Origin of the sequence: Actinoplanes sp. NPDC049668 (assembly GCF_044465445.1) — a bacterium.
Taxonomy (GTDB): Bacteria; Actinomycetota; Actinomycetes; order Mycobacteriales; family Micromonosporaceae; genus Actinoplanes.
Map to the genome: position 1 here is coordinate 155898 of NZ_JBITLR010000006.1, position 26298 is coordinate 182195.

23 protein-coding genes, 1 pseudogene and 1 riboswitch are annotated in these 26298 nt (G+C 71.2%); of the genes and pseudogenes, 15 read left to right on the top strand and 9 right to left on the bottom strand.

Going from position 1 to position 26298, the window contains the following annotated elements; translation table 11 throughout:
* Positions 1–114: 114 nt before the first annotated feature.
* Positions 115–1713 (bottom strand): C40 family peptidase, encoded by a 1599-nt coding sequence (locus tag ACIBSW_RS25385; protein WP_354724542.1) that lies wholly within the window; start codon positions 1711–1713, stop codon positions 115–117.
* A gap of 197 nt (positions 1714–1910) precedes the next feature.
* Between ACIBSW_RS25385 and mqnE the strand changes: the two genes are divergently transcribed.
* From mqnE to ACIBSW_RS25415, 6 genes and pseudogenes are all read left to right on the top strand, one after another.
* Complete coding sequence (gene mqnE, locus ACIBSW_RS25390; protein ID WP_184998090.1) at positions 1911–3080, top strand: aminofutalosine synthase MqnE; 1170 nt, start codon at positions 1911–1913, stop codon at positions 3078–3080.
* 33 nt (positions 3081–3113) lie between these two features.
* Positions 3114–3542 (top strand): hypothetical protein, encoded by a 429-nt coding sequence (locus tag ACIBSW_RS25395; RefSeq protein WP_354724540.1) that lies wholly within the window; start codon positions 3114–3116, stop codon positions 3540–3542.
* A 14-nt stretch (positions 3543–3556) separates the two neighbouring features.
* Positions 3557–3904: a DUF4229 domain-containing protein gene (locus ACIBSW_RS25400; RefSeq protein ID WP_354724538.1), complete on the top strand. Its 348-nt coding sequence runs from the start codon at positions 3557–3559 to the stop codon at positions 3902–3904.
* 138 nt (positions 3905–4042) lie between these two features.
* Positions 4043–5335 (top strand): annotated as a pseudogene (locus ACIBSW_RS25405) (M14 family metallopeptidase); the annotation flags it as partial.
* A gap of 156 nt (positions 5336–5491) precedes the next feature.
* Entirely contained in the window at positions 5492–5815 is a 324-nt protein-coding gene (locus tag ACIBSW_RS25410; RefSeq protein ID WP_354724536.1) for a hypothetical protein, read from the top strand.
* Positions 5816–5891: 76 nt separating this feature from the next.
* The gene (locus tag ACIBSW_RS25415) at positions 5892–6437 is read left to right on the top strand and encodes a hypothetical protein (RefSeq protein ID WP_354724534.1); all 546 of its coding nucleotides are present in this window, start codon (positions 5892–5894) and stop codon (positions 6435–6437) included.
* A gap of 8 nt (positions 6438–6445) precedes the next feature.
* Here the strand turns inward: ACIBSW_RS25415 and ACIBSW_RS25420 are convergent, their stop codons facing one another.
* Positions 6446–7885 (bottom strand): calcium-binding protein, encoded by a 1440-nt coding sequence (locus tag ACIBSW_RS25420; protein WP_354724532.1) that lies wholly within the window; start codon positions 7883–7885, stop codon positions 6446–6448.
* A gap of 84 nt (positions 7886–7969) precedes the next feature.
* On the opposite strand from ACIBSW_RS25420, the gene ACIBSW_RS25425 reads away from it, so the two are divergent.
* Positions 7970–8239 carry a S1 RNA-binding domain-containing protein gene (locus ACIBSW_RS25425; protein WP_354724530.1) on the top strand — a complete coding sequence of 90 codons (270 nt, stop codon included), beginning with the start codon at positions 7970–7972 and terminating at the stop codon, positions 8237–8239.
* Between the two features lie 7 nt (positions 8240–8246).
* On the opposite strand, the gene ACIBSW_RS25430 is transcribed toward ACIBSW_RS25425, so the two are convergent.
* The gene (locus ACIBSW_RS25430) at positions 8247–10487 is read right to left on the bottom strand and encodes a metallophosphoesterase (RefSeq protein ID WP_354724528.1); all 2241 of its coding nucleotides are present in this window, start codon (positions 10485–10487) and stop codon (positions 8247–8249) included.
* Positions 10488–10641: 154 nt separating this feature from the next.
* Between ACIBSW_RS25430 and ACIBSW_RS25435 the strand changes: the two genes are divergently transcribed.
* From ACIBSW_RS25435 to ACIBSW_RS25450, 4 genes are all read left to right on the top strand, one after another.
* Positions 10642–11244, top strand: coding sequence for an SLATT domain-containing protein (locus tag ACIBSW_RS25435; protein WP_354724526.1), 603 nt, complete (start codon positions 10642–10644; stop codon positions 11242–11244).
* An 87-nt stretch (positions 11245–11331) separates the two neighbouring features.
* Positions 11332–11395: riboswitch (cobalamin riboswitch) on the top strand.
* Positions 11396–11505: 110 nt separating this feature from the next.
* The gene (locus ACIBSW_RS25440; RefSeq protein WP_354724524.1) at positions 11506–12426 is read left to right on the top strand and encodes an ABC transporter substrate-binding protein; all 921 of its coding nucleotides are present in this window, start codon (positions 11506–11508) and stop codon (positions 12424–12426) included.
* 53 nt (positions 12427–12479) lie between these two features.
* Entirely contained in the window at positions 12480–13523 is a 1044-nt protein-coding gene (locus ACIBSW_RS25445) for an iron ABC transporter permease (protein ID WP_354724594.1), read from the top strand.
* Positions 13523–14281, top strand: coding sequence for an ABC transporter ATP-binding protein (locus ACIBSW_RS25450; protein ID WP_354724592.1), 759 nt, complete (start codon positions 13523–13525; stop codon positions 14279–14281). The genes ACIBSW_RS25445 and ACIBSW_RS25450 overlap by 1 nt, the downstream gene beginning before the upstream one ends.
* Here the strand turns inward: ACIBSW_RS25450 and ACIBSW_RS25455 are convergent.
* The gene (locus tag ACIBSW_RS25455; RefSeq protein ID WP_354724522.1) at positions 14278–15048 is read right to left on the bottom strand and encodes a VOC family protein; all 771 of its coding nucleotides are present in this window, start codon (positions 15046–15048) and stop codon (positions 14278–14280) included. The genes ACIBSW_RS25450 and ACIBSW_RS25455 overlap by 4 nt on opposite strands.
* A gap of 107 nt (positions 15049–15155) precedes the next feature.
* Between ACIBSW_RS25455 and ACIBSW_RS25460 the strand changes: the two genes are divergently transcribed.
* The gene (locus ACIBSW_RS25460) at positions 15156–15581 is read left to right on the top strand and encodes a GNAT family N-acetyltransferase (protein ID WP_354724520.1); all 426 of its coding nucleotides are present in this window, start codon (positions 15156–15158) and stop codon (positions 15579–15581) included.
* A gap of 3 nt (positions 15582–15584) precedes the next feature.
* On the opposite strand, the gene ACIBSW_RS25465 is transcribed toward ACIBSW_RS25460, so the two are convergent.
* Positions 15585–17609: an AAA family ATPase gene (locus ACIBSW_RS25465; protein ID WP_354724518.1), complete on the bottom strand. Its 2025-nt coding sequence runs from the start codon at positions 17607–17609 to the stop codon at positions 15585–15587.
* A 343-nt stretch (positions 17610–17952) separates the two neighbouring features.
* Here ACIBSW_RS25465 and ACIBSW_RS25470 point away from each other — a divergent pair, with 343 nt between their 5' ends.
* Together ACIBSW_RS25470 and ACIBSW_RS25475 are read left to right on the top strand one after the other, a co-directional pair.
* Positions 17953–18804: a menaquinone biosynthesis protein gene (locus ACIBSW_RS25470; protein WP_354724516.1), complete on the top strand. Its 852-nt coding sequence runs from the start codon at positions 17953–17955 to the stop codon at positions 18802–18804.
* 92 nt (positions 18805–18896) lie between these two features.
* Complete coding sequence (locus ACIBSW_RS25475) at positions 18897–20417, top strand: hypothetical protein (protein ID WP_354724514.1); 1521 nt, start codon at positions 18897–18899, stop codon at positions 20415–20417.
* Here the strand turns inward: ACIBSW_RS25475 and ACIBSW_RS25480 are convergent.
* Entirely contained in the window at positions 20401–21444 is a 1044-nt protein-coding gene (locus tag ACIBSW_RS25480) for an alpha-hydroxy-acid oxidizing protein (RefSeq protein WP_354724512.1), read from the bottom strand. The two genes, ACIBSW_RS25475 and ACIBSW_RS25480, sit on opposite strands and share 17 nt — an antisense overlap.
* A 2-nt stretch (positions 21445–21446) precedes the next feature.
* The gene (locus ACIBSW_RS25485; protein ID WP_354724510.1) at positions 21447–22403 is read right to left on the bottom strand and encodes an aldo/keto reductase; all 957 of its coding nucleotides are present in this window, start codon (positions 22401–22403) and stop codon (positions 21447–21449) included.
* A gap of 195 nt (positions 22404–22598) precedes the next feature.
* Between ACIBSW_RS25485 and ACIBSW_RS25490 the strand changes: the two genes are divergently transcribed.
* Entirely contained in the window at positions 22599–24218 is a 1620-nt protein-coding gene (locus ACIBSW_RS25490) for a beta-1,3-glucanase family protein (protein ID WP_354724508.1), read from the top strand.
* A 211-nt stretch (positions 24219–24429) separates the two neighbouring features.
* On the opposite strand, the gene ACIBSW_RS25495 is transcribed toward ACIBSW_RS25490, so the two are convergent.
* Together ACIBSW_RS25495 and ACIBSW_RS25500 are read right to left on the bottom strand one after the other, a co-directional pair.
* Positions 24430–25434, bottom strand: a complete 1005-nt coding sequence (locus tag ACIBSW_RS25495; protein WP_354724618.1) for a hypothetical protein — start codon at positions 25432–25434, stop codon at positions 24430–24432.
* Positions 25435–25472: 38 nt separating this feature from the next.
* Positions 25473–26297, bottom strand: a complete 825-nt coding sequence (locus tag ACIBSW_RS25500) for an SWIM zinc finger family protein (protein ID WP_354724617.1) — start codon at positions 26295–26297, stop codon at positions 25473–25475.
* Position 26298: the final 1 nt, after the last annotated feature.

Sequence of the window (26298 nt, forward strand, 5' to 3'; positions counted from 1 at the left end):
ATACCGAACGCCGGGCAGGTGGGGCCGGGCGCTGCTGACTACGGTGCCATATCAGCGCACATAAGCGCATCCAGCGGTTAGGCGTTTCCCCGCGCCGAAGATCGCGAAACCGGGTCAGTCGCCGTCGCTCGAGGCGGAGGCCGATGCCGACCCCGAGGACCCGGACGAAGGCGCGGCCGACTTCGAGGCGGCCGCCGCTGACGCCGACGAAGAGCTGCCCTGCGACTGCGACGGCGAACTGTCCGAGGACTGCGCCGCGGACCCGGTCGGCGTCGGCGCGGCCGACTGGGTCCCGGTCGGGTCCGGGTCCGGGTTCGTCGGCGGCGTGCTGGGGGTCGTCGGGTCCGTCGAGGGCGTCGGCGGCTTTGTGGTCGGTTTCGTGGTCGGCTTCGTCGTCGGCGGGGTCGTCGGCGGCTTCGTCGTCGGCTTGGTGGTCGGCGGCTTCGTCGTCGGCGGGTTGTCGCTCGGCGTCTCCGGGTCCGGGTCGGGGAGCACCGGGCCCTCGACCTCGCCCTCGATCGAGCCGTAGATGCGGGTCGCGCCGAAGAGCCGGGTCCAGCGGACCGGGGTCAGGCGGACGTTGAGGCCGGTCCGCGGCGCCTCGACCATCATGCCCTCGCCCGCGTACATCGCGACGTGGTGGATGCCCGTCCAGCTGCTGTTCGAGCTGAAGAAGAGCAGGTCGCCCGGGAGCAGCGAGTAGCGGTCAACGGCCTTGGCGCGGGTCTGGTAGTACTGGTCCTTCGACACCCGGGTCAGCGGGAAGTTGCCCGCGGCGTTCGAGCGGTAGGCCGCGTACATCAGGCCGGAGCAGTCGTATTCGTCCGGGCCCTCCTCGGACCAGACGTACGGGTCTCCGCGCTGGGCCAGGGCGAAGGTCAGCGCGGCGATGGCCCGCGGGTCGGCGCCGCGGCCGGCGTTCTCGCCGCCGAGGTAGCCCGCGCCGGCCTGGGCGTCGCGGGCCGCCTGAGCGGCGTCGGCGGCGCGGACCTCGTCGGCGTGCTTCTGCTCGAGCTTCTGCTGTGCGGCCGACTTCTTGTCGACCTCGGCCTGCAGCTTGTTGCGGTCGACGGTGACCAGGTCGAGGTGCGCCCGCACCGACTGCTGCTCGGCGAGCGCGCCCGTGTTGGCGTCCTGCGCGATCGCGAGCTGCCGGCCGGCGGCCTGCTCGGTGGCGGAGTCGCCGCGGTTGATCCGGGCGAGCGAGTCGAGATCCTCCAGGCCGGAGCCGATGGTGCCGGGCGGCATGGCGGCGGCGTCACGCACGGCTGCGGCCGCGGCGTCCGCGGCCTCCTGCTGGGCCGCCGCGAGCGTGACCGAGGTCTGCGCGACCTTCTGATCGGCGGTCGTCAGCTGCTGGGTGGCGAGGTCGAAGTCCTCCTTGGTACGGGTCAGCTTCTCACCGAGGGTGGCGAGCTCGTCCCGGCCCTTTTCGACCTTGGCGTACAGCGGGGTCATCGCGACGCCGGTGGAGACGATCGGCGTCGTCGTGGTCGGCGTGAGGCCCGTCTGCCCCGGCATCGTGACCGTGCCGAGCGGCAGCGGCCGGGAGCCGGCGTCGGGCACCGCGGGCGGTGTCCCCGGTGCGGCGGAGGCCGGCAGCGGATTGAACAACATGGCGATGGCGGCGGCGGTCGCGGCGGAGTACGCCAGCGGGCGCCACCATGGGCGCGTTCGCCGCGAGCCTCCTCGGCCGTGCTGCCAATTCGTCAACGTGCGCTCCCCGGTCCGCGTCGTCCTTCTAGGTTCTTACCCCAATTCGTGCACCGTTGTCGATCGATTCCAGTTGAGAGGAGCCTGAGAATCGTATGCCCGACTACGTGATCCGCGCCGCCCCGAAGCCGCCGCGCTCCCATCGCCGCCGGTGGCAGGACGTAGGCTCGGCGGTGAGCGATGCGAGAGGGGCACACATGGACGTCGGACTGAAGCGTGAGCTGGAGGCCAAGGTCTACGCGGGGGAGCGGCTGACCCGTGCGGACGGCGTCGCCCTCTACGAGTCCGACGATCTCGCCTGGCTCGGCCGGCTGGCGCATCACAAGCGGACTGAGATGAACGCCGACCGGGTGATGTTCAACGTCAACCGCCATCTCAACCTCACCAACGTATGCTCCGCAAGCTGTGCGTACTGCTCTTTCCAGCGCAAGCCGGGCGAGAAGGACGCATACACCATGCGCATCGACGAGGCCGTTCGCAAGGCCAAGGAGATGGAAGATGAACAACTCACAGAATTGCACATCGTCAATGGCCTGCACCCCACGCTGCCCTGGCGCTACTACCCCAAGGTGCTGCGCGAGCTGAAGGCGGCGCTGCCCAACGTCAAGCTCAAGTGCTTCACGGCGACCGAGGTCCAGTGGTTCGAGAAGATCAGCGGCCTGCCGGCCACCGAGATCCTCGACGAGCTGATGGACGCCGGGCTGGAGTCGCTGACCGGCGGCGGCGCGGAGATCTTCGACTGGGAGGTCCGCCAGCACATCGTCGACCACGCCTGCCACTGGGAGGACTGGTCCCGGATTCACCGGCTCGCGCACTCCAAGGGCATGAAGACCCCCGCGACCATGCTGTACGGCCACATCGAGGAGCCGCGGCACCGCGTCGACCACGTCATGCGCCTGCGCGAGCTGCAGGACGAGACGGGTGGTTTCGCGGTCTTCATTCCGCTTCGCTACCAGCACGACTTCGTCGACTCGGCGGACGGAAAGATCCGTAACCGGATCCAGGCCCGCACCACGATGGCCTCGCCGGCCGAGTCGCTGCGCACGTTCGCGGTCTCCCGGCTGATGTTCGACAACGTGCCGCACCTGAAGAACTTCTGGGTCATGCACGGGCTGTCGGTGGCTCAGCTCTCGCTGAACTTCGGCGCCGACGACCTGGACGGCTCGGTCGTCGAGTACAAGATCACCCACGACGCCGACGACTACGGCACGCCGACCACGATGCACCGCGACGACCTGCTCAACATCATCTGGGACGCGGGTTTCCAGCCCGTCGAGCGCAACACCCGCTACGAGGTCGTCCGGGAGTACGCCAAGCCGACCCCGCTCGCGGAGCGCCGCAGCGAGCCGCAGCAGGTCTGGGCGTAGGGAGCGGGCGCCTCGGCGTACCCTCTCGTTGTTATGGCCGAGACCAGAAATGAGCGCCGCCCCCGCCGCGACGCCGACGGACGCCTGGTGACCATCGGCGACCTGCTCGGTGTGGCCTTCGCCGGCCTCGTCACCGGCGTCGTGGTCCTGCTCGTCTTCGAGGCGGTCATGTCGCTGGCCGAGGCGTTCGAGTTCGGCGACTCCAGCGGCTGGCTCGCGCTGATCCTGCCGGTGTGGTTGTTCACCGAGGAGTTCCGCGCGGCCCGCCACGGCGCGTACCGGTTCGTGGTCGCCGGGCTGGGCGCGGGCTTCGGCGTCGCGGTCGGAATGACCCTCGCGGGCCTCGCCGCCACCGTCTTCCCGCCGCTGGTCAGCGGCGCGGTCGGCGCGCTCGGCCTGACCGTCGTCTACTGCCTGATCTGGTTCTACGGCCTCCGGTGGCTGAGCCACCGCGCGGGCTGACAGGAGTTCGAAAAATGAGTCCCGCCGTCAAGTACACGCTCGGCCGCATCGGCCTCTTCGTCGTCGTGTTCGCGCTGCTGCTGCCGGTCCCGCTGAACTTCCTGGTCAAGGCGATGATCGCGCTGGTCGCCTCGGCGGCGTTCTCCTATTTCCTGCTGGCCAAGTGGCGCAACGAGATGGCCGAGCAGCTCGGCTCGGTCGCGGAGCGCCGCCAGGCGGAGAAGCGGCGGCTGCGCGCGGCCCTCGCCGGCGACGAGGCGGCGGCCGCCGCGGGTGACCGCGCCGCGGACGATCGCGCCGCCGGCTCCGGCCACGCCGCCGCGGGATCCGCCGAGAACGGTGAGGGCAAGAAGGCCTCCTGACCTGCGCTCGGCGGTCATCACGCCGAGGTAGGGGGCACTTTGGCATGGTCGGCCGAGGCCGAATTCATTGCCAAACATCGATTCCGAGTGGTGCAGTGACGGGGCCCGAACCCCTCTGACACCCCCCGGAGGTCGTTCATGAGACGACGACGCCTCAATGCCCTGGTCTCTGCCGCAACGGTCGGCCTGGCCCTGATCGCCGCATCCGCCGCCTCGCCGCCCGCCACGGCGGTCGCGCGCGCGGACACCTCGGCGCAGTACGAGGTCTACGACGTGCGAACCCTCGCCCAGCGCAACGCGATCGCGAGCACCGGCGCGGCCATCAACGGCGCCGAGCACTCGATCGTGGAGATCACCGCGACCGGCAGCGAGGTGAAGGCCCTGCGCGCGCTCGGCTTCACGGTCAACGCCGTCACGGTGCCGCTGCCGACCGAGGACGTGTCCACCCTGGACTTCCCCTCCCGGGACGCCGCCTACCACAACTACGCCGAGATGGTCGCCGAGGTCGACGCGATCGTGGCGCGGTACCCGGCGATCGCGAGCAAGCGAGTGCTCGGCCAGACCTACCAGGGCCGCAACATCGTCGCCGTGAAGATCTCCGACAACGTCGGCACCGACGAGAGCGAGCCCGAGGTCCTCTACGACGCCAACCACCACGCCCGTGAGCACCTCACCGTGGAGATGGCCGTCTACCTGCTCCACCTGTACGCCGACAACTACGCGACCGACACCCGGATCCGCAACGTGGTCAACAGCCGCGAGATCTGGATCATCCCGTCGGTGAACCCGGACGGCTCGGAGTACGACGTCGCGACCGGCAGCTACCGCTCGTGGCGCAAGAACCGTCAGCCCAACTCCGGTTCCTCGTACGTCGGCACGGACCTGAACCGCAACTACGGCTACCGGTGGGGCTGCTGCGGCGGCTCGTCCGGCAGCACCTCGTCGGACACCTACCGCGGCACCGCGGCGTTCTCCGCGCCGGAGACCCGGGTCATCCGCGACTTCGTCAACAGCCGGGTCGTCGGCGGCGTGCAGCAGATCAAGGCCGCGATCGACTTCCACACCTACTCCGAGCTGGTGCTGTGGCCGTTCGGTCACACCACGGCCGACACCGGGACCGGCATGACCGCCGACCAGAACAACACGTTCGCGACGCTCGGCCGGCAGCTGGCGGCGACGAACCGGTACACGCCGCAGCAGTCCAGCGACCTTTACATCACCGACGGTGACTCGCTCGACTGGCTGTGGGGACAGCACAAGATCTTCGGGTACGTCTTCGAGATGTACCCGACCAGTTCGTCGGCGGGCGGCTTCTACCCGCCGGCCAGCGTGATCACCCGCGAGACCACCCGCAACAAGGAGGCGGTGCTGCTCCTCGCCGAGGCGGCGGACTGCCCCTACAAGGTCATCGGTAAGCAGTCGACGTACTGCTGATCATTGTCTGCACGTAAAGGCGCCCCGCCGGCTCTGCTGGTGGGGCGCCTTTCGCAGTCTCATGTGGGCGACGAAGTAACCGCGATGCGGCGGAAGGGGTTTACCATTCGTTCTCCCCAGGTGGGGGAGTTACGGCGAGAAGGAGTTCGTGTCGTGGCGTCTCAGGTAATCGGTGAAGGTCTTGCCGCCGTGCTGACCGAGGTCGCGGCCGAGCGCCGGCGCCAGGACGAGCGCTGGGGCCAGCAGAACCACCCCGACGGCACCGGGCACTGGCACGCGGCGGACGCGGCGCTGGCCCGCAAGGAGTGCGAGCAGGCGGCCGAGACCGGGAGCCTGAGCTGGCGGCACATCCTGCTCGAGGAGGTCGCCGAGGCCGCGGCCGAGGCGGAGCCGGGTGACCTCCGGAACGAGCTGATTCAGGTGGCCGCCGTCGCGGTCGCGTGGGCGGAGGCGATCGACCGCCGCGCCGCCCGGTAATTCAGCCGAGTGGTACTCCCCCGGACATCCGCAAAGTTGAGTCGTAAACCTCACTCTTAGGCGAATAATGTCAGACGTGTCAGTCAATGGCGATTTGGCGCTCCAAGCCGAGCTCCCGGTCCTGATCCGTACGGCGGCCGAGCTGGCCCGCCATTGTGATCGCGCCGAACACAATGAACAGGTCGACCGGGCGAAACTGCTCGGCGCCGCCGCCGAACTGCGCGCCATGGGATGGCGACTCGCCGCGGCCTCCGGTGCCGACCTGCGCCAGCGGTACGCCGAACGCCTCGACATGCTGGAGTCCCGGCACCCGCTGGCGGGCGGGGGCGCCTTCGACGGCGGCGACGCCGTCCGGGTCAGCAAAACCCTGCTGGAGCTACAGCGGGCGCAGCTTGGGCACGACATGGTCTACCACCCGGACGTCGCCGGCATGCCCAAGTACGCCCAGCTGCGGCACTTCACCCTGCACCTGACCAAGCTGACGGCGCTGCTGCTCGACGCGATCGAGGGCCACGAGCGCGACGACTTCATCAACAACCGGATCGCCGACATCTTCATCTTCGGCATCAAGATCTCGACAGTCGCCAACGAGCGTCTGTCCGAAGAGGTCATCGGCGCCTAGGACAGGCCCTAGGGTCGGTCGCGTTCACAATCGACGGTCTCGTCGTTCTCCAGCGGCTGGCAGATGTCGCCGATCGCGGAGTTGGCGCCCCCGTCCAGCCGGTCCGGTACGTCGTACCGGTATCCGTCGGCACCGCTCAGCGAGTCGTCGCCGGCCTCGCCGTAAAGCTGGTCACGGCCGTCGAAGCCGTCCAGTTCGTCGTCGCCCGCGCCGCCACGCACGATGTCGTCGCCCTCATGGCCGTAGATGAGGTTGTCGGCGGCGTTGCCGGTCAGCCGGTCGTTGCCGGTGCCGCCGTGGATGTCTTCGACGTCCGCGCCGACCGTGTCGCGCTCGCCGGACTGCCCGTCGTCGCCGGCGGAGCCGTCGAGATCGACCGTCACGGCCTTCGTGTAGCCGAGGTAGCTGACCAGATCCCGGCCCGCCCCGCCGAGCAGCACGTCCGCCGCCCGGGCGCCCCCGTAGCCGTCGTCGCCGTAGAGCCCGTCGTCGCCGGCGCCGCCGTTCAGGTGGTCCTTGCCGATGCCGCCGTCGAGGGCGTCGTTCCCGCCGCCGCCGATCAGCTTGTCGTTGCCGCCCAGCCCGCGCAGGACGTTCCCGGCGGAGTTGCCGGTCAACCTGTCGTTGCCGTCGCCGCCGTCGATGTTCTCGACGTCGGCGCCGATGCTGTCGTGCTCGTTCTTGGCGCCATCGTCGCCCTTCGCGCCGTCGTTGTCGGCGACCACCGCCTTGGCGCGCGAGATGTAGGTGACGGTGTCCTCGCCGCTCCCGCCGGAGAACAGGTCGGCGTCCGAACGCGACGGGTCGTAGTCCTGGTAGAAGGTGTCGACGCCGGTGCCGCCGTACTCCTTGTCGTTACCGTCCATGCCGAGCAGCTGGTCGTGCCCGTTGCGGCCGACGAGGGTGTCGTTGCCGGAGCCGCCGTCCAGCGAGTCGTCGCCGTCCCCGCCGTCGAGCCGGTCGTTGCCGTCCGAGCCGGTCATCCAGTCCGTGCCGCCGAGGCCGTACAGCTTGTCCGCGCCTGAGCCGCCGCGCAGCGTGTCGCTGCGCGGGCCGCCGGTGAGCGCGTCGGCGCCGGTACCGCCGTCCGCGGTCATCCCCAGACCCGTCCGGTTGACCACCGAGTCGTTGCGGTCGTAGGTGTATACCCGGATCCGGGTCGGCGCCTTCTTCGTGGTGCACCGCACCCTGGTCTTGTCGCCCTTGACCGCCTTGCAGCCCTTGCCGGCCTTCACGGCGACTTTGTCGTCGACGGTGATGGTGTTGCCGGAGCGGGTGACGACGACCCTGTTCTGCTTGCCCTTGGCCGCCTGATACCGCACCTTGGTCGATTCGACGACGGTTACGACACCCGCCGTCGCCGCCTGGGCGGGGGCGGCGAGCACGCCCGCGGAGATCGCGGTGAGCAGCACGGTGCCGACGCTGGTCAGCCAGGCGGAACGCAACAAGAGGGACCCCCGTAGATCCGGCGATCGGAGCATCGCGCGGATTCAAGATCTTATATGACGATGCCCTCTGGAACGATGGTGAGCATGTCCGAATCCGAGGAACAGGCGCTGATCGGCACGCTGATGCGGGGCATCGTGACCGCGGTGTTTCGGTGGGGGATCGTGGTGGATCTCGGCGACTCCCGCGTCGGGCTGATCGACGTGCTCTACGTGGACGACGACGATGACTATCGGGTGGGCCAGCGGGTCTCGGCGTACCTGATAGTCATCAACGAGAAGCGGGAGTACCGGCTGCGGCCTCCGGGGCAGGTGCCCGTCGTGGACCGGTTGAGGGCCGCCGGACACGACGTGTAGGAACCCGTCAGGCGCTGAGCCCGCGCCCGAGCTCGGGCGGCGGCAGGTCCTGGCCGAGCACCAGATGTGGGTGGTCCGGGCCCCGCAGGATGTGGTTCACCGTGCGCAGCAGGCGGGCGACGAGCGGCTGCACCTCCCGTCGCCACTCCTCGTGCGTGCGCTTGTAGTTCGTCTTGCTCTGCATCTTCGTGGCGAAGTCGACGTTGTGCTGATGCATCTGCTTCAGGCAGCTGATGACGTCCTCGACCCGGTCCTCGGTGCCGATGGCCTTCGAGACGTTCTCGATCACCTCGGCGAGGGCGCGCAGGCCGAACGTCGCGACGGGATCGCCGTCCACGGTCGCGGTCATGCCCGGCTTCCAGTCGTCGACGACCGCGGACCATTGGTCGACGAACGTCTCGCGGCCGGGCAGGTCGCGGGCGCAGACGGACAGCGCGAGCCGGACCAGCTCGCCGGGCTGCTCGTCCGCGACCTGGTCGATCCGCGGCACGGCGACCCGGGGCACCTTCTCCGCGACCACCGGTATCGCCGTGATGGTGGTGATCTCGCCGGGGCCGTAGTGGGCGTCGAGGGCCTGCAGTTCCTCGAGCATCCTTTCCTGCAGGATCGCCAGCTCGGCAACGTTTATCGCCCACCAGTAGCGCATCTCCTGCTTGCGGAAGTAGGCGACCACCTCGAGCGTCTCGCCGTTGACCACGAACTGCGCCAGGCAGAAGGCCGGGTAGCGCTGGTCCTGCCCCTCGGCGTGGTCGCGCAGCGGGTCGAGCAGGATCACGAGCGCCTTGCCGCTGGCGGGATCCCGCGCCAGGGTCTCCGCCGCGGCGCTGAGCTGGTCCCGGTTTCCGCCGAAGTTGTAGATGCGCGAGCCGTGGTTGAACGGCATGCCGCGGATCGGCGTCTGCCGCTGCCACAGGCCGGTCATCCGCTCGAACCAGTCGTCGTTGTCGGCGCGGCCGAGCGGCAGGGGCGGGTACGAGGCCGGCCGGGCCCGCGCGGACCGGCCGTCGGTGAACCGGCAGATCAGCGGGGACCGGGGCGGCACGCGGCCCTTCACGTACAGGTCGATGAGCTGTTCGTGCACGTCCTGCGCGGTGGCGCCGACGATCTCGCCGGTCTCGGCCGGTTCGTCGTTGGCGATCCGGTACGACTGGCTGCGGAACGCGCTGACCTTGAGCGGGATGCCGTTGCGGGTCGCCGGCACGCTCTCCATCGTCACGCGGCGGGCCGCGACGTGCCCGGCGTCGATGGTGAGCAGCTTCGCGACCTCGCCGGTGTAGGACTGGCCGAGCCCGATGGTGCCGGCCGAGCACACCAGCAGCTTGCGGATCTCGCCGTCGTTCAGCCCGCGCAGGTTGGGGCGGTAGCGGTCGGCGTACATGTGCTCGACGTGCTTGTGTCCGTGCAGCAGCAGATCGATGTCGTTGCCGGCCAGGAAGTCACGCACCTCGCCGAGGTTGGTGAGGGACTCGAACGGCTTGACCTCCTCGTCGGGGCTCAGCGGCAGCAGTTGGTGGTGCATGACGGCGATGCGCACGGCGCCGGGCGGCGCGTACTCGCGCAGCGCGTCCGAGGCGTGCCGCTGCTGGTGCGGGCCGAGGCGGGCGACGTCGAAGCGGCCCCGCAGCCGCCAGTCGTCCAGGATGGTCCGCAGGTGCGGGTCCGTGTGGGCGCGGCCGGACAGCGCGTCGTAGGCGGCCTGCACCTCGGGCGGCACCTCCATCTCGACGCCGCAGTGGTTGGCCGTGTTCAGCCCGACGAGGATGAAGCTGTCGTCGTCGGCGACCACCGTCGGCGGGCCGGGCGGCGCGCGGTGCATCTCGCCGTACCGGTCGAAGTCGATGCCCTCGAGCAGGGGGGTGCGGTAGCCGTGCCGCCGCAGCCGGAGGAACTGCTCGTAGCGTTCCTCGCTGGAGGGCGCGGTGTACCACCGGACGTCGTGGTTGCCCGGCACGATGAGGATCTTGTCGGGATCGGGCAGGACGCGGCCCAGCTCGGCGAGGGTGCGTGGCAACAGGTCGAAGCCGTCGGCGCGGCCCTGATAGGTGACGTCGCCGCTGATCACGACCGCGTCGAGCCGGCGGCGCCCGTTCTCGAGTGCGCGGCCGAGTTCACGCAGCGTCGTCCGGATCAGCTCGGTCCGGCGTACCCGATCCTGAAGTGGAATTAGGTTGATCTTGTGGTCACCGACCGTTTCGCGATCGTCGGGCGGGGATAGATGCAGGTCGGAGAGGTGAAGGATGAAGCTCATGTCACCCTCCGAGTTCGCCCATTCGCTTTCCGTGCAGACAATCGTAGAGTTTGCACAGAGTAGGCGCCAGTACACGGAAGGTTGCCAAGGGCGCCTGTCTTGTCACGGGTTAGGTTGACGTGAGTCAATCCCTGATGGGAAGGGGTGGTGCCCGATGGCCGACCGTCGCAAGCGGGATCTGCAGCCCGGAGAAATGCCGGTGCCGACAGTGGATGAATGGCGGGACCCCGCGGCGACGTTGGAACGCCTGCGCGTCTGGGCCGAGGCGAACGCCGCCGGTGCGCGGGACTGGTACCTGCGGGACAAGGCGGCGAAGCGGGTCGGCTCCCGGTCGCTGCGCGCGCTCGCCATCCTCTTCGCGATCGTCGGCGGCGTCGCGCCGCTGCTGGCCGCCACCGAGGGCCGGAGCGCGAACTGGGGCTACGTCATGCTGGCGCTCGCCGCGGGCTGCGTGGCGTTCGATCACTTCTTCGGGCTGTCGTCGGGCTGGATGCGCGACATCACGACGGCCCGCGCGCTGGAGCGCCGGCTGGAGCGGTTCCGCTTCGCCTGGACCTCGGTGAACGCGGACGCCGCGTTCGGCGCGGACGCGACAACCGTGAAGGCCGGTCTCGACCTGATCGAGCAGTTCGCCGCCGACGTCGCCGACCTGATCGACGGCGAGACGGCCGAGTGGCTCACCGAGTTCCGGGCCAACATCACCAACTTCGCCGCCCACGAGGCTCAGATCTCGGCCGGCGGCGGCGACCGCCCTTGAGCAGGTGATCTTAATTTCTCTTCGGGACCGCGATCCGCTGTCCGCCGGGACCGTGAGCTAGTTTCGTCTCGACCGCGTCGCAGCGAAGCCGGTGTGATTCCGGCGCTGTCCCGCAACTGTGAACCCCCGCGTGGCCGGGGGTTAAGCCAGGTCGCCTGGGCGTCGGTCGCGATTCAGCGCTCTCGGGGAGGGGCGCCTCGCAGGCCGGTTTTTCACTCCGGTCGGCGAAGCACCACAGCCTCGGCCGACAGGAGGACCAGAATGAAACGTATGTTGACGGCTGCCGTCGTGGCGACCGCCCTGCTGCTCGGCGGGTGCGCGGGCGGATCGGACGAGCCGACCGGCACCGCGCCCAGCGGCGGCGCGGCATATCCCGTGACCGCCGGCGGCGTCACGCTGGAGAGCCGGCCCGAGCGGATCGTGTCGCTGGCGCCGACGGCGACCGAGATGCTGTTCGCGATCGGCGCCGGGCCGCAGGTCACGGCCGTCGACGACCAGTCGACCTATCCGGCGGACGCGCCGAAGAGCGAGCTGTCCGGCTTCAAGCCGAACGCCGAGGCCATCGCGGCCAAGAACCCCGACCTGGTGGTCCTCTCCGACGACCTCAACAAGATCGTCGACCAGCTCACCAAGCTCAAGATCCCGGTGCTGCTGGCGCCCGCCGCCAAGACCCTCGACGACACCTACCGGCAGATCGACGAGCTGGGCGCGCTGACCGGCAACGGCGACGAGGCGGCGGCGCTCACCGAGCGCATGCGTACCCAGATCGAGAAGATCGTCAAGTCGGTGCCGGCCAGGAGGGCGCCGCTCAGCTACTACTACGAGCTCGACCCGACGCTCTACTCGGCCACGTCGAGCACGTTCATCGGCTCGATCTTCTCGCTCTTCGGGCTCAAGAACGTCGCGGACGCCGCCGACCCGGACGGCGCCAAGAGCGGCTACCCGCAGCTGTCCCCGGAGGCCCTGATCAAGGCGAACCCGGACCTGATCTTCCTGGCCGACGCCAACTGCTGCAAGCAGTCGCCCGCGACGGTCAAGGCCCGCACCGGCTGGTCGGCGATCACGGCGGTGCAGAAGGACCAGATCGTCGCGCTGGACGACGACATCGCGTCGCGGTGGGGCCCGCGCGTCGTCGACCTCGTGCAGTCGGTTGCCGATTCGGTGGCCAAGGTCCCGGCGTGACCGTAGGGCGGCCGACCGCCCCAACGCCGGCGGCCACCGGCGGCCCGGCGCGGATGCGACCCGCCGGGCTGCGGCCCGGTTGGTTCGCCGGTGGTGTCGTCGCCGTCCTGTTCGCGCTGGTGGCGGGCATCGCCTTCGGGCCCGTCAGCCTGCCGCCGGCCGCCGTCGCGGCGGAGCTGCTCAACCTGCTGCCCGGCGTGCGGATCGACAGCGGCCTCAACGCCCGCGAGGTCGCCATCATCACCGAGCTGCGGCTGCCGCGGGTCGTGCTCGGCCTGCTGGTCGGGGCGATGCTCGCCCTCGCCGGCGCCGCCTACCAGGGCGTCTTCCGCAACCCGCTGGCCGACCCGCACCTGCTCGGCGTCGCCGCCGGCGCCGGGCTCGGCGTGACGGCCGTGATCGCCCTCCGCTCGGGTACCGGCGACGCCACGGCGAACCTGCCGATGAGCGTGCCCCTGGCCGCCTTCGTCGGCGCGATCGTCGCCGTCATCCTGACCTGGCTGCTCGGCGCGGCCGGCGGCCGGGCCCGGGGGCCGGCCACGCTGATCCTCGCCGGCGTCGCCGTCTCCGCCTTCCTCGCCGCGGCGCAGACCTACCTCATGCAGCAGCACGTCGACACGCTGCGCGAGGTGTACTCCTGGCTGCTCGGCCGGCTGGCCACCGCCGGCTGGCACGACGTGCTGCTGGTGCTCCCGTACGCGGCGGTGACGGGTGCGATCGTGCTCTCGCAGCGCCGCGAGCTCGACGTGCTGACCGTCGGCGACGAGGAGGCGGCCAGCCTCGGGCTGCATCCGCAGCGCAGCCGGTACCTCCTGATCGTCGCGGCCTCGCTGGGCACGGCCGCCGCGGTCTCGGTGTCGGGGCTGATCGGCTTCGTCGGCATCATCGTGCCGCACACGCTGCGGCTGCTGGCCGGTCCGAGCTACCGGTCGATCCTGCCGCTGTCGGTGCTGTTCGGCGCGGCCTTCCTCGCGCTGACCGACCTGGTGGCGCGCACGGTGGCCAGCCCGAACGAGCTACCGATCGGGGTGGTGACGGCGTTCTTCGGCGCCCCGTTCTTCGCGGTAGTGCTCCGCAAGAGCAGGATCTCGTCGTGATCACCGTTCGTGGCCTGCGGGTGCTGCTCGGCGGCACCGTCATCGTCGACGGCATCGACCTCGACGTCGCCGACGGGGAATGGGTCACGATCATCGGACCCAACGGGGCCGGCAAGTCCACCGCGCTGCGGGCCATCGGCGGCCTGCTGCCGTTCCACGGCGACATCAGCCTCGGTGGGACCGCCCTCGAGCGGCTGCCGCGCCGGGAACGCGCCCGCACGGTAGCCACCGTCGCGCAGTCGCCGGTGGTCCCGCCCGGGATGCTGGTCTTCGACTACGTGCTGCTCGGCCGCACACCGTACGTGCCGGCGCTGGGCAGGGAGTCCGCCTCCGATCTCGCCGCGGTCGACGAGGCGCTGGCCGCGCTCGACCTGGTCGACATGCGCGCCCGGCGGCTCGACACGCTCTCCGGCGGCGAGCGGCAGCGCGTCTTCCTGGCCCGGGCGCTGGCGCAGGGCGCCCGGACCCTGCTGCTCGACGAGCCGACCAGCGCCCTGGACATCGGCCACCAGCAGGAGGTCCTCGACCTGGTCGACCGGCTGCGCGGCGAGCGGGGCCTGACCGTCCTGGCGACCATGCACGACCTGTCGATCGCCGGCGAGTACGCCGACCGCATGGTGCTGCTGGCCGGCGGCCGGGTGGTCGCGGCCGGGACCGCCCGGGAGGTGCTGACCCAGGAACTACTGGCCAAGCACTACCGGGTACGCGTCAAGGTGATCGAGGGCGAGCAGGGCCCCTTGGTGGTGCCGGTCCGCTAGGCGCCGGCGGCGCTCTGCAGGATCGAGAAGGTGCCGCCCTGCGGGTCGGACAGCACCGCGTAGCAGCCGATCGGCAGGTCGATCGGTGGCTGCAGGACCCGGCCGCCCAGCGCCTGCGCGTACGCCGCCGAGTCGGCGCAGTCGGCCACCGCGAAGTAGATCATCCAATGTGGTGGGAGGTCGTCCGGCCACTCGTCGCCGTCCATCGGCTTGATGCCGGCGATCGGGTGCCCGTCCAGCTCCCACACGATGTACGGCGTGCCGTCGCCCATCGCGCTCTCCCGCGCCACCCAGCCGAACACCTCGCCGTAGAACGCCGCCGAGCCCTCCACGTCGCGGGTCGTCAGCTCGTTCCAGGTCAGCGCGCCGGGCGCGTCGAAGACGTCCGCGCCGCGCATCGTGCCCGACTGCCAGACGCTGAACGGCGCGCCGGCCTGGTCCAGGAACGCCGCCATCCGGCCCTGGTACATCACGTCGAACGGCGCGACCAGCACCTTTCCGCCGGCCGCCTCGACCCGGGCCGCGATCAGGTCGGCGTCGTCGGCCGCGATGTACGTGCTCCAGGCGGTCTGCTGGCCCTCGCCGTACAGCGGCCCGGCGCCCGCCGCGGCGCGCCCGCCGAGGCGGAACGTGGTGTAGCCGCCGTACTCCTCGCCGGAAACCTCGGCCTCCCAGCCGAACAGCGCCGAGTAGAAGCGGATCGCGTCGTCGAGATCGGCGGTACCCAGGTCGACCCAGCTTGGCACACCGGGCGTCGGTGGGTTCATGACCTGCTCCTCAGGGGGACTGCGGCAGACGATAGATAGATCGTTGCACCGCAATGCGAGGTACGGCCTCAATCAGTCGGAAGTTCAACTCAATTAGCATCGCGGGCGTGAGTGATCATCTTGTGCTGCGGTCCGCCGAGTCCCGCGAGCTGGCGGCGGTCATGGCGTTCTGGGCGATCGCCGCCGAGAACGCGGGCCGCTCGGCGGACACCCCGGCGGCCGTCGCGGCGCTGCACCTGCGGGACGCGGACGCCCTGATCCTGGCCGTCGAGGGGGACAGGATCGTCGGCACGATCATCGTCGGCTGGGACGGCTGGCGCTGCCACCTGTACCGCCTGGCCGTGCACCCGGACCGCCGCCGCGCGGGCATCGGCCGGGCCCTGATCGCGGCGGCGCAGGACCGCGCCCGGGCGCTGGGCGCCACCCGGATCGACGCGATGGTCCTGGACGACAACGAGCAGGCGCACCGCAGCTGGGCGGCCGGCGGCTATCGCCGCCAGGAAGAGTGGTCCCGCTGGGTCAGGGCGCTCTGAGCGTCACGGCGCGAGCGGTCCCGGCAGCGGTCCGGCGTGCACGACGGACAGCCGGGACACCGCCCGGGTCAGCACCACGTACAGCCGGTGCAGGCCGCGCGGCTCGGCCGCCACGATCTCGGCCGGCTCGACGACGATGACGTGGTCGTACTCGAGGCCCTTGACGATCGTGGCCGGCACCACCGTCACGCGCGCCTCGGAGTCGACCTCGTCGGGCGTCGCGGCCGTCAGGCCGGCGGCCTCGAGGTGCGCACGCAGCCGGCCCACCGACGCGTCCGCCGCGATGACCGCGACCGACCCCTCGTGCTCCAGCGCCGCGGTCACCTCGACCAGCATCGCGGCGTCCACTGCGGACTCGTCGGCCGCGGGCACGATGTCGAGGGTGCCGTCGCGGCGCAGCGAGACCGCCGCCGGCACGTCGACGCCGAGCGCCGGCAGCAGCCGGTTGGCCAGCTCCACCACGACCGCGGGCACCCGGAAGCCGACCGTCAGCGGCACCACGACCGCGTCGGGCTTGCCCAGGTGGCCGAGGGTGTCGCGCCAGTCGGCGGCGGCCCACGGCGCGGTGCCCTGGGCCAGGTCGCCGAGCAGGGTGATCGAGCCGTGTTCGCTGCGCCGGGCGATCGCCCGGGCCTGCATCGGCGACAGGTCCTGAGCCTCGTCGACGACCACGTGGCCGAAGCTCGACTCGCGTTCGAGCAGGCCGGCCGCCTCGTCGATCAGCACCAGGTCGGCCTGGCTGAACTTCGCCGCCTTGACCGTGCGCGGCACCCGGTGCCAGAGCAGGGCGGCCTGTTCCGCGTCGCTGAGGATGCCCGCCGCGGCCGAGGCCAGCAGCTCGGCGTCGGTGAGCACCGCGACGACCAGCGCCTCCGGCGTCACGGCCGGCCACGAGGAGTCGAGGAAGTCGCGGACCGGGGCGATCCTGCTCATCCGGCGCAGCCAGGTCTCGCCGGGCGAGTTGCCGGTGCGGTACTCCGACTGCCGCTGCAGCAGGCCGACGACCCGGGCCCGGACCCGCTCGCGGCCGACCGAGTACGGCAGCCCTTCGCGGCGGGCCTCGTCGACGATCCGGCGCAGCGGCTCGGGGTCGATCCGCCACCGGTACGAGCCGTCCGACACCATGATCGGCTCGACCGGCTTGCCGAGCCGGCCCCACAGCGCCCGGCGCAGCACCTCGGCCATCCGCGGGTCGTGTTTGAGCAGCACCGCCGCCTCGTCGTCGCGGCCGCGTACCGGGGCGCGGGCGATCAGGTCGTCGACCGTGGCCTGCTGCACCTCGACCTCGCCGAGCGCCGGCAGCACCGCCGAGATGTAGGAGAGGAACGCGGTGTTGGGCCCGACGATGAGCACGCCGGAGCGGCGCAGCCGCTCGCGGTGCAGATAGAGCAGGTACGCGGCCCGGTGCAGCCCGACCGCGGTCTTGCCGGTGCCGGGCGCACCCTGCACGCAGATCGAGTCCTCGAGCTCGGCGCGGACCAGCTCGTCCTGCTCGGGCTGGATGGTGGCGACGATGTCGCGCATCGGGCCGACGCGGGGCCGCTCGATCTCGGCGGTGAGGATCCGGCTGCTGGTGCCCAGCTCCTCGCCGCGGTCCAGGTGCTCGTCCTCGAAGCTGGTCAGCTCGCCCCTGACGAAGCCGAACCGCCTACGGGTGGAGACGCCCTGCGGGTCGCGGACGCTGGCCCGGTAGAAGGACTGGGAGAGCGGCGCCCGCCAGTCCAGCACCATCGGCTCGCCGGCGTCGTCGGTGACGTGCCGCCGTCCGATGTGGTATTTCGCCTCCTCGATGTCGAGCTTGCCGAAGAAGAGCGGGGTGGACGGGTCGTCGGCCAGCTCGGCGACCCGGCGGGAGAGCGTGCGGCCGAGCGCCTCCGCGCCGTAGGAGTCGCCGGCGACGTCCGCGCCGGCGGCGAAGAGCGACTCGGCCCGGCCGCGCATCCGGCCCAGCGCGGCCCGGGACTCCTTCAGATGGGTACGTTCGGCGTGCAGCTCGTGATCGAGATCGGGTTGGGCAGGCAGCGTCATCCGAGCGACCTTTCGGCATCGGTGTCTTTGTTCGGCTGACCTGGGCCGCCCGACTCTCCGGCTGCGGAAGCGGTATCGGCTGTGCCCGGCTGAGGCGCGCGCGGTCCCCGCGGGCGAGCGTTCGATGATACGCGGGAATAGCGATCTTGCATGGGTTTTCCGCTGCGGGTCGGCTCAGCCCGGATCCCGCCACCGGCCTCATGGTGCCGGCCGCCGCGGGCCTCGCGGGCCTGGTCGCGGTCGTGTTCTGCCTGCCGGCCGTGCGGCGCGCCGGACGTGAGATAGGTCCCTTACCGCAACCGGAAGTTCCGCGGGAAGCGCTCGGCCCGGATAGCGTTCCGGCATGAGCGACGTAGTACAGCGACCTCGGGTCGGGCACATTCAGTTTCTCAACTGCCTGCCGATCTACTGGGGGCTGATGCGCTCGGGCGCCCTGCTCGACGTCGACCTGCGCAAGGACACCCCGGACCGGCTCAACGCCGCCCTGGTCGCCGGCGACCTCGACATCGGCCCGATCTCGCTCGTCGAGTACCTGCGCAACGCCGACGACCTGCTGTTGCTGCCGAACCTCGCGGTCGGCAGCGACGGCCCGGTGCTCTCGGTCAACCTGGTCTCGACCCGGCCCCTCGACGAACTCGACGCGCGTCCGGTCGCGCTCGGCTCGACCTCGCGGACCGGCGTGCTGCTCGCCCAGATGCTGCTCGCGGACCGCCACGGCGCCGAGCCGGAGTACTTCCGCTGCCCGCCGGACCTCACCCAGATGCTGCTCGAGGCCGACGCCGCGGTCCTGATCGGCGACCCGGCCCTGCGCGCCCTGTACGAGGCCCCGGCGCTCGGCCTGCACGTCACCGACCTGGCGCAGGCCTGGAAGGAGTGGACCGGCCTCCCGATGGTCTTCGCCGTCTGGGCGGTACGCAGGGAGTTCGCCGAGGCGAACCCGGGCGTGGTCAAGGACGTGCACGAGGCGTTCCAGCGCTCCCGCGACCTGTGCCTCGGCGAGCTGGACGACGTCGCCGAGGCGGCCGCCCGCTGGGAGCCGTTCGACGCCGCGACGCTGGCCACCTACTTCCGGGCGCTGGACTTCTCGCTCGGCGAGCGGCAGATCGCGGGCATCCGCGAGTTCGCCCGCCGGGCCGCCGCGCGGGGCGAGGCACCCGCGCTGCCCGCCGACGGTCTTGCTTTTGCCCAGGTATAGCCGACTTTGATCTTCGGGGGGTGGCGCCGGGCCCGGGTGCCTACCTAGTCTCTGCGAACCTTGTTCGCCTGGACGAATTCGAAGTGGTGACCATGCGTCTGCACTCCCTGGTGGGCCGGCTAGTCCTGCCCGTAGCCATGATCGGCGTGACCGGCCTGTGCGCGACCGCCCCCGCGCACGCCGCCCCGGATTCCGGCATCGCGTCGGTCGTGATCGTCGCCCCGACTCGCGTGGTCACGACCGACGGCCGAGCCAAGTCCGTGCTCTTCGATGTGTTCAACAACGGCGACGTCGGGCTCGAGGGCCTCGTCGTCGAATACAACGGCGTCGACTCGAAGATCGACCCGAGCGTCGGCTTCGCGGCGCCGGCGGGATGCGACGCGGACAGCTGCGAGCTCGGAGACATGGCGCCCAGCACCCGCAAGCGCTACCACTTCACCGTCGACCCAACGGCCGACCTGCCCGCTCTGGGCTCGAGCTTCGACATCTCGGTGCGCGACGGCTCCGGTGCGTCCCGCTCGTCCACCACCATCACGGTCGTCCGCGCCGCGCAGGGCGTCGACCTGGAGGTCGCGGACATCGACGACGTCAGCCTCGCGCCGGGCAAGTCCGCGCCGATTCCGCTGGCCGTGCGCAACAACGGCAACAAGGCCGTGGAGGGCTTCGTCGTCGCGTTCCCCGGCGACCGCTACCTCAGCTTCCCGAACAGCTACCGCAACTGCGTCGACGAGCAGGAGCTGGCCGGCGTGATCTGCTTCTTCGAGCAGGCCCTCGCACCCGGCGACGTGCTCACCTTCGACGAGTCGAAGCCGATGAACGTCAAGGTGGCCGCGAACGCGGCCGGCCCGGCCGACTACCTCGCCGGCGTGTTCGCCTTCGACGTCGACCGGCCCGATTCCGCCGTGGCGGCGGCGCGCAAGTCGGCGGCGAAGCGGTCCGGCGACCGGCTGGTGCTGGTTCCGGCCCGCTCCGCCAAGGCGGTGACCGTATACGAGAGCGATCTGAACGACTGGGACAACGTCACCTCGTTCCTGGTCAAGGTCTCCGCGAACCCGGCGGACCTCGTCGCGATCGGCGGCACGTTCACCGGTGAGATCGGTGACACCAGGACGATCAAGGTCGGTGTCCGCAACGACGGCCCGGCGGACAGCGTCGAGCCGGTCCCCGGCGGGTATCTGTCGACATCGGTGACGATCCCGTCCGGCCTGAAATTGACCAAGGTGGACAGGAACTGCGTCCCGAGCGCCGACGGCGAGCCCGACTGGGATCAGTGGGGCAAGATCTCGGGCCACTACTACGCCTGCGTCCCGCGGCAGGGCCTCGCCAAGGGTGCCGAGGCTCGCTTCTCCTTCACCGCGAAGATCGAGAACGGCCGGAACGAGGACGGCGGCGTCCTGAGCGTCAACGGCGGTGCGCAGGACCCGAAGACCGCCAACAACACGGCGTTCATCGACGTGTCGGTCACCGGTTCCGGCGGCGGTTCCGGCGGCGGCCTGCCCGTGACGGGCGCGCCGGCCGGGCTGCTGGCCGGCGGCGGTGCCCTGCTGCTGATCGGCGGGGTGATCGCCTTCGTGCTGGCCCGGCGCCGCCGGATCGTCACGGTCGCCGAATAGACCCCGGATCCGGTACGGGGCCCTGGTGGCCCCGTACCGGAGAGACGTACCGCACGGTCGTGGCGTCGACGTCCGCGAGGGTCGCCAGGCCGGCCTGCGCCATCGCCCGCGCCAGGCCCTCGCGATAAGAATCCAGACGATCCCGTACGCCGTCCGCGCCGCCGGTCGCCAGCGCCCACAGCACCGGCCGGCCGATCAGCACGGCCCGCGCGCCGAGCGCCAGCGCGGTCAGCACGTCGGCGCCGTCCCGGATGCCGCCGTCGACCAGCACCGGGACGTGCCCGCCGACCGCCTCGGCGACCGGGCCGAGTGCGTGCGCGGTGGCGACCACCCGATCCAGCTGGCGGCCGCCGTGGTTGGAGACGATCACCCCGGCCGCGCCCGCGGCCACGCACGCGACGGCGTCCTCCGGTCGCAGCACGCCCTTGACCAGCACGGGCCGGCCCGATACCTCGGCCAGCCAGGAGATCGCGTCCGGCCCGAGCGCCGGATCCTGCTCGAGCCCGGGCGGCCGGTTCGCCGGCGCCAGCGGACCCGCCTCCGGTACGCCCCGCCGAGGTACGTACGGGGCGTCGGCGGTGAGCACGATCGCCCGCGCCCCGGCCGTCACCGCCCGGCGTACCTCTCGCTCGGTGACGCTCCGGTCCCGCAGCACGTAGGCCTGGAACCACCAGGGCCGGGTCAGCGGGATCTCCTCGAGCGGCCGGCCGGACCGGAAGCTGAGCACCAGCAGGGAGCCGGCCGCCTCCACGCCGCGGGCGGTGGCCGCCTCCCCCTCGGGCCGCGCGAGGGTGTGCAGGGCCGTCGGCCCGGCCAGCACCGGCCCGGCCAGGCGCGCGCCGAACAGCTCGATCTCGGTGTCGACCCGCGAGACGTCCCGGAACAGCCGGGGCACGAACCGCCAGTCGCGCCACGCGGCCGCCGCCTCGTCCCGGCTGACCTGGTCGCCGATCCCGTCGCGGTAGTAGGCGAAGACGGCCGCGGGCAGGACCGTCCGGGCCGTCTCCTCGTGCGTCGACCCGGCCACGGTCAGCCGGCGAAGACCCGGTCGAGCGCCACCGCGTCCGCGGTGCTCAGCCGCCACGCGCCGGCCGCGGCGTTGGCGCGCACCTGCTCGGCGGAGGTGGCTCCGGCGATCACGGAGGCGACCGCGGGCTGGGCGAGCAGGCCGGCGATGGCGACGTCGAGCAGGCCGTGCCCGCGCTCCTCACCGAACGCGGTCAGCGCCTCGATGGTGTCCCAGTCGGCGCCGTCGAGCCAGCGCTGGTATCGCTCCTGGGCGAGTCGGGTGCCCGCGGGCGGCGCCTGGCCGCGGGAGTACTTGCCGCTGAGCAGTCCACTGTCCAGCGGGAAGAACGGCAGCAGGCCGAGCCCGAACCGCTCGCAGGCCGGCACGACCTCGTCCTCGACCTCGCGGTGCAGCAGGCTGTACTGGTTCTGCGCGCTGATGAACGGCGTGTGGCCCGCCGTCCGGGCCGTCCAGTCCGCGTCCGCGATCTGCCAGCCGGCGAAGTTCGAGTTGCCCAGGTAGCGGACCTTGCCGCTGCGGACCAGGTCGTCGAGGGCCGACAGGGTCTCCTCGATCGGCGTCGCCGGGTCGGGTTCGTGCATCTGGTAGAGGTCGATGTAGTCGGTGCCGAGCCGGCGCAGGGAGGCCTCGACCGCGCGGACGATGTAGCCGCGGGCGCCGCGCGCGCCGCGGTCGGCGCCGTTGAGGCCCTCCATGTCCATGCCGAACTTCGTGGCCAGCACGATCTCGTCGCGCCGGCCCTTGATGGCGGCGCCGAGGCACTCCTCGGAGCCGCCGTGCGGGGTGCCGTAGATGTCGGCGGTGTCGAAGAGGGTGATCCCCGCGTCGAACGCCGCGTCGACGACCGCCCGGGTGCCGTCGACGTCCAGCTTGCGGCCGAAGTTGTTGCAGCCGATGCCGACGACCGAGACGACCAGTCCGGAGGTGCCGAGGCGGCGGTAGGTCATGTCACTCATGATTCGGAACCCTACGTCGCGCCGGGGGCCGGAAATAATCCGTTAACACATCGGCTGCTTTCTATTGACACACCGAGTTAACTATTCGACTCTGTGAGAGCGCTCTCTGGCGCACCCGTCTCCAACCCCGCGGAGGGCCGTCCCCAGCCCGCCGCGGGGCCTTCCCCCGTACCTCCTGCGCCCCGAGGAGTCCTCGTGCGTACCAGATCCAAACTCCTGCACCTGCTGGCCGCTTTCGTGGTGGCCGCGCCGGTGGCGGCCGTCTCGGCCGCCGCGCCGGCGCAGGCCATCGGCCCGGCCCTGCTGCCGGTCACCGTCACCAACAACACCGGCCGCGGCGACGCCGTCTACCTGTACGTGATCGGCATCAACCTCAACACCAACCGCCTCGGCTACGTGAACCAGGGCGGCACGTTCACGCCCTGGCCGGCCGGCGGGCTACCGCCGACGCCCGCACCCGACGTGGCGATCGGCGGACCCGGCAACGGCGGCGCGACGACCGTCAACTTCCCGCGCGGCTTCTCCGGCCGCGTCTACTTCTCGCTCGGCGAGAAGCTCAAGTTCTTCCTGACGCCGGACGGCCTGGTCCAGCCGGCGCCGTGGGCCAGCGGCGACGCGAACTACAACATTCTGTTCGACTGGAGCGAGTTCACGTACAACGACGCCGGCCTGTGGCTCAACAGCTCGCAGGTCGACATGTTCTCCGTGCCGCACGCGGTGACCGTCACGGGTGCCTCGGGCGCGACGAAGAAGACCGGCGAGCCCGTCAACAACGGCCGCAACAACGTGATCAACGCGATCAAGGCGCAGCCGGGCTGGGCGAACACGGTCTACACCCGCTCCGACGGGACCGTGCTGCGGGCCCTGGCGCCGGGCAAGGCCGCGGGCGCGGGGCTGCTCAGCGCCAACTACCTGGACTCGTACATCACGTCGGCGTGGAACGCGTACACCACCAAGACGCTGACGGTGGTGCCGTTCGGGGACCAGCCGAACACCAAGTACTTCGGCCGCACGTCGGGCAACGTCATGAACTTCACCAACAGCGCCGGTACCCGGGTGGCGTCGTTCAACAAGCCGTCGTCGGCCAGCGTCTGGGGCTGCGACGGCGACCTGCCGGCCCCGAACGACCTGGTGGTCGGCCCGATCTCGCGGACGCTCTGCGCGGCGCTGAACCGCGGCACGCTGGGCACCGTCGACACCCAGCCGAGCACGAACGCGGCGCAGTTCTACCAGAACAGCCCGACGAACCAGTACGCGAAGATCATCCACCAGAACATGGCGGACGGTAAGGCGTACGCGTTCGCCTTCGACGACGTCGGCGCCTTCGAGTCGCTGGTGCACGACGGCGACCCCCGCTCCGCGGGCCTGATCCTGACCCCGTTCGGCGCCGGCGGACCGACCACGCCGCCGCCTTCCACGGGCGGACCCGCGACGCAGGTCAACGGGCCGGGTGGCAAGTGCGTGGACGTGGCCGGAAACGACACGGGCGGCAATGGCGCGGCCGTGCAGCTGTGGACGTGCCAGGGGCCTTCTGTTTCGAAGGACCAGCAGTGGAGTTGGAACGGCCAGACCCTGCGGACGTTGGGCCGGTGCCTCGACGTCAACGGCGCGGGTACGGCCAACGGCACGTTGGTGCAGCTGTGGGACTGCAACGGCAGCGGCGCACAGAACTGGGTCCAGGAAGGTAACCGGTTGCGCAACCCGAACTCCAACAGGTGCCTGGACTCCCCGTCGGGCTCGACGGCGGACGGCGCGCGATTGCAGATCTGGGACTGCAACGGATCGGGCGCACAGTACTTCGTGAAGGCCGCGTGACGGCCGGCCGAGGGGCACGCTGACGGTCAGGGCGCGGGAGCGGACAGGCTCCCGCGCCCTTTCCGCGCGTTCCGGGATACGCGGCCAGCGCCCGCTACCAGGAGGGCGAGACACCGCAGCCGTCGACCGGCCTTCAGGCGCCCGGCTCGGCCAGGTCCCGGTACAGATAGCGATGAGGCGGCGGGCCCGGTCGGGCCCGCCGCTTCTTTCGTCAGGCGTGCCGGCGAGCAGGAACCGGGTGCCCGCGCCGGCGACGAGCAGTGCCAGCCCGATGAGCGCGAGCAGGGTGGTCGGCGGGCCGGTGATCGGCAGGGACGGTTCGCCGCCCCCGGTGCCGCCGGTCGGTGTCGGCGTGGGCGAACCGGACGGCTTCAGGTCGGCGCGGTAGGCCGCGTCGTTGTTGCCCTTGTCGGTGTCCCGCGCCACCGGGAGGACCGTCGAGACGATCTCCAGACCACCGGCGTCGTACTTCGTGACCTTGAAGTGCGCGGTGAACTCGATGGTCGCGCCGGCCTTGATCATGGCGACGTCGCAGCTCATCGTGCCCCGGATCGGCTTGCACTCGGTGGGCCAGCCGCTGTGGGTGACGCTGGACGGGCTGTACCCGCACGTACAGCTGCGCGGGCGAGCCGTACCGGCTGTCGTTGCGCACCGTAAGCTTCGCGTCGAACTCGGAGCCGGCCTGCCAGGGTCCCGGCGGGGCGCTGACGGCGGCGGACATGTCGCCCGGGCCCGGCACGAAGAACTTCCAGGTGCCGACGTTGTTCGACAGGTCGGGGTCCGGGATCTCCGTGTTGATCGTGGTCTTGACGGTGACGTACTCGCCGGCCGGCAGATCCTCGGCGAGGTCCGCGGTCACGAACCAGGTGGCGTTGAGCGCTGGCCGCTCGTCGACCGGGTCCTGGGTCGTGCACGTGACGACCCGCTTGGTGGCGTCCGGCACGCACGGGCCGGCGGCGTAGTCGTTCTCCGCGCTGCGGAACGTGACGCCCGCCGGAAGCTTCAGCACGACGGTCCGGTGCTGTGCGACGGTCGACGGGTAGTACGACGCCGCCACCACCAGGTTGATGAAGCCGCCGGGCTCGATCTTGCCCTGGCGGTCCTCCTCGACGAAGAGGGTCTCGTCGTGGCTGGCCGGCGGCGCCGCCTCGACCGGGCTGACCGGAAGGACGCCGAAGACGGCGCCAAGGGCCGCCGCCGCACCGTGCCTCATCATGTCCGTACCTCCACATTGGGCGGACGGACATTAGCTCATCACGACCCGGCGGCGAGGTCCCGATATGCCGGGCGGAGGACGTCGACCAGGGGGATGTGCCGGACCCGGACCTGCGGGGAGTCCAGCACCCTCAGTAGCAGCTCCGGCGGGACCGTCACGCGGCCGGGGCGCTCCCGCAGCCGGCCGAGCGAGATGGCGGGCGTGTAGAAGTCGCCGAGTCGGGAGTCGAGCGGCGCCTCCTCGACCGCCAGCGGATCGATGGTCTCGACGGGCTCCGGCAGGCCGCGCAGCGCCGCCAGCAGCTCCGCCCGGCCGCGGCCCCGCCAGGCCAGCACCAGGAACGGGTCGTCGTCGAACGCCTCCGCCAGCACGTACAGCACGGCGGAGGCGTGCTTGCAGGGCTTGCCCCAGTCCGGGCACGAGCAGTCCATGTCGAGCCGGGCCGGGAAGAGCGGCAGCCCCAGCTCGTCGAAGAGGTCGACCAGCTCGTGCGGCATGTCGCCGGCGAGCAGCGCGGCGCGGTACAGGGCCTGCGAGCCGAGCGCGGCGAGGATCCGGGTCCACTCCGGCTCGTCGAACGCCGGCATGCCGATGACGACCCGGTACGGCTCCGGCCGCGAACCCTGCACGCGCCCGGCGACCCGGCCCGGGGTCAGCTCGAAGTCGATGACCTGACCCTTGCGGGCGTACGCGCGCCCGCGCGCCAGCCGGCCGCCGTCGCAGGTCTGCTCGAGGATGTCGACGAAGCGGCGCGACCACCACTGCTCGCCGATCTTGCCGCGCTTGGCCCGCACGGCGATGCCGCCGTCGACGCGGATCGGCCCGCTGGTCTCGAACCAGCGCCCCTCGGGGTCGACGGGCATG